Source organism: Chroococcidiopsis sp. CCALA 051, from assembly GCF_003015105.1.
In the GTDB taxonomy this organism is placed as follows: Bacteria; Cyanobacteriota; Cyanobacteriia; order Cyanobacteriales; family Chroococcidiopsidaceae; genus Chroococcidiopsis; species Chroococcidiopsis thermalis.
This window is the reverse complement of sequence record NZ_PYCI01000252.1, coordinates 1-2,732: the sequence shown is the minus strand read 5'-3', so window position 1 is coordinate 2,732 and position 2,732 is coordinate 1. Positions and strand designations below refer to the sequence as shown.

The following is a 2,732-nucleotide window of genomic DNA, read 5'->3' as shown; positions in this document are numbered from 1 at the left end:
ATCTTACAGCGCGTCTTAGAACAACATTATGAAACTGCTGACGATGTAGAAATTCCTACAGAAATTCTGGTACAGCACGAATTACCGGAAGCGGAGATGCTAGCGACAGCGTTAAGCCAACGTAAGGGGCGGAAAGTCACGATTGTGAATCCCCAGAGGGCATTGAAAGCAGAATTGATCGAGATGGTAGAACGAAATGCCGAGTACGAACTGGCACGAACGCAAAAATTGAGCGATCGCAACTCCCAAGCTATGGAAGATCTAGCCGCCATTCTCGACTTACCCGACTTACCCCATCGAATTGAAGGCTACGATATTTCTCACATTCAGGGTTCCAATGCGGTTGCATCCCAAGTGGTGTTTGTTGAAGGCTTACCTGCCAAACAATACTATCGTCACTACAAGATTAAAAATCCTACGGTTACGGCTGGTCATTCCGATGACTTTGCCAGTTTAGCGGAAGTGATTCAACGCCGCTTTCGTAAATACGTGGAAGATCCGCAAATGCAACGGGTGGGAAACCCCGACTGGCCCGATTTAGTGATGATTGATGGCGGTAAGGGGCAATTATCTTCTGTTGTAGCTGTCCTGCAAGAAATGAACTTGATGGAAGACTTGCGAGTTGTCAGCTTAGCCAAGCAGCGGGAAGAAATTTTTTTACCAGGCGAATCTCAACCTTTGGCGACAGATGCGGAACAATCGGGAGTACAATTACTTAGGCGACTGAGAGATGAAGCACATCGCTTTGCTGTCAGTTTCCACCGCCAGCAGCGTAGCGACAAGATGAGGCGATCGCGTTTAGAAGAAATTCCTGGTTTGGGCTACCATCGCCAGAAACAACTCCTAGCGCATTTTCACTCGATCGACTACATTCGCCAAGCCAGTATCGAGCAACTGGCAACAGTAGATGGTATCGGTTCGCGCTTGGCAGGGGAAATTTATAACTATTTTCACCCACCTCAAAGCATAAATTGACCAATTTTTCTATTTAATTTGACATAAGTTGACAATTTGTAGATAGAAAAGCGCTCGGCGTTTTTCTATCTGTTTCGCTTGGGGATCGTATCCAAGCAATCTAACTCTCGATGGAAACCAAACCTTAATAAATGGTTAAAAATTGATAGGAGAAAACCCGATCGTGAGTCAAATTATTGATTGGACTCGGGGATCGGTTTACCGATTATCTTAGTAGTGAGTCAACGCTCACTGCCATTAGAAAGTCTGTTAACACTGTTATCTAAGCTACAAAATCAAAGGATTCATCATGGGGATCGCAGTAAATCGAAGTAGTGTCCACGCAAACTTTTTATATTTTCTACCAAAAGTGGCATGGATACTGAGCTGAAATCTTGCGAGAATATATACTGGAACGAAAAAAAATGACCGTCTCGGACAAAACCTAGCTGGATCGACTAGCTAGATTTCAACAATCGCGTTCCAAACTATATATTCGATTGACCTTCCAGTTTTTATTTCTTCTTTCTTAAAAATTCTTAGGCTCAAAAGGTTTGTCAAATGCAAATAAAACAACAGATTAGATGCTCCAACTGTGGCAGCGAAGCAGAAAGATTTTATGTATTAAGTAGCGAACTAACACGCACGCAATGCAATAGCTGTGACTATCTCATGGTGACGTGCGCTCGTACAGGAAAAGTTATAGAAGCATATGCGCCGGGTATTAACCCAATGAAGGCTGTAGCTGCTGCGCCCGTAGTTGACCGCAAGCCGCCTCTGCTTCCAATCCACGGGAATAGCGGACGCTCACAGCGATCTGTTGCTGCTTCAGGACGTTAACAAAAGCCTGAATTTGACTTGAACTCGGTCGCTGATAATCTGCTTCTCGAATCGGATTGTAAGGAATTAGATTGACGTGACTTTGAAAACCTCGTAGCAGCTGAGCTAGCTCAGCTGCTTGTTTTATGCCGTCATTTACCCCAGCAAGTAAGATATATTCAAACGTGACGCGGCGACCAGTAAGACGCACGTACTCGCGACATTCTGAAAGTAAGTCATGGAGAGAGTACTTTTGGGCGCTGGGAATCAGTTTTTCTCTGGTAGCTTGGTTAGAGGCGTGAAGGCTAACCGCCAAGGTAACTTGTAGTTGGTATTTAGCAAGTTTAAGAATTCGCCCTGGAATTCCCACAGTAGAAAGAGTCATGCAACGCTGTCCGATACCCACATCTTGGTTCAGAGATTGAATCGCCGCCACGACATTTTCTGTATTTAGCAAGGGTTCGCCCATACCCATAAAAACAATGTGGCTGACGCGCCGTTGAAAGTCAGATTGGACTGTCAGAACTTGATCGATAATTTCATGCGGGGCAAGGTTGCGACGAAAGCCCCCTTTACCCGTGGCGCAGAAATCGCAAGCCATCGGACACCCTACTTGAGTCGAGACGCATACGGTAAGGCGCTTGTCAGTTGGGATACCTACAGTTTCAACAATTTGATTATCTGCAAGTTGAAGTAAGTATTTGACAGTCTCATCAGGAGCTACAGTGCGATGATGAATTTGCGATCGCCCGATCGAAACATTTTCTACACTACTACGCCATTGTTTCGGAAACACTGAGATTTCAGATAGCGATCGCGCTCCTTTGTGATAGATCCAATCGTATAATTGCTTACCGCGATAAGCTGGCTGTCCTTGTGCTTGTACCCAGGCGGTTAGTTGTGCTTGGTTTAAGCCCTGTCTCTTATACACATCTGACGCTGCCGACGATACGCCTTGT

The 2,732-nt window shown here is 45.2% G+C and carries 2 protein-coding genes; one reads left to right on the top strand and one right to left on the bottom strand.

The annotated features are described in order from the left end of the window. A partial coding sequence (gene uvrC, locus C7Y66_RS30305) for an excinuclease ABC subunit UvrC (protein WP_146149920.1) occupies window positions 1-975 on the top strand: 975 nt, incomplete at its 5' end. Window positions 976-1,678: 703 nt separating this feature from the next. On the opposite strand, the gene rlmN is transcribed toward uvrC, so the two are convergent. Further along, complete coding sequence (rlmN, locus tag C7Y66_RS30300; RefSeq protein WP_106548365.1) at window positions 1,679-2,704, bottom strand: 23S rRNA (adenine(2503)-C(2))-methyltransferase RlmN; 1,026 nt, start codon at window positions 2,702-2,704, stop codon at window positions 1,679-1,681. Between the last annotated feature and the right edge of the window lie 28 nt (window positions 2,705-2,732).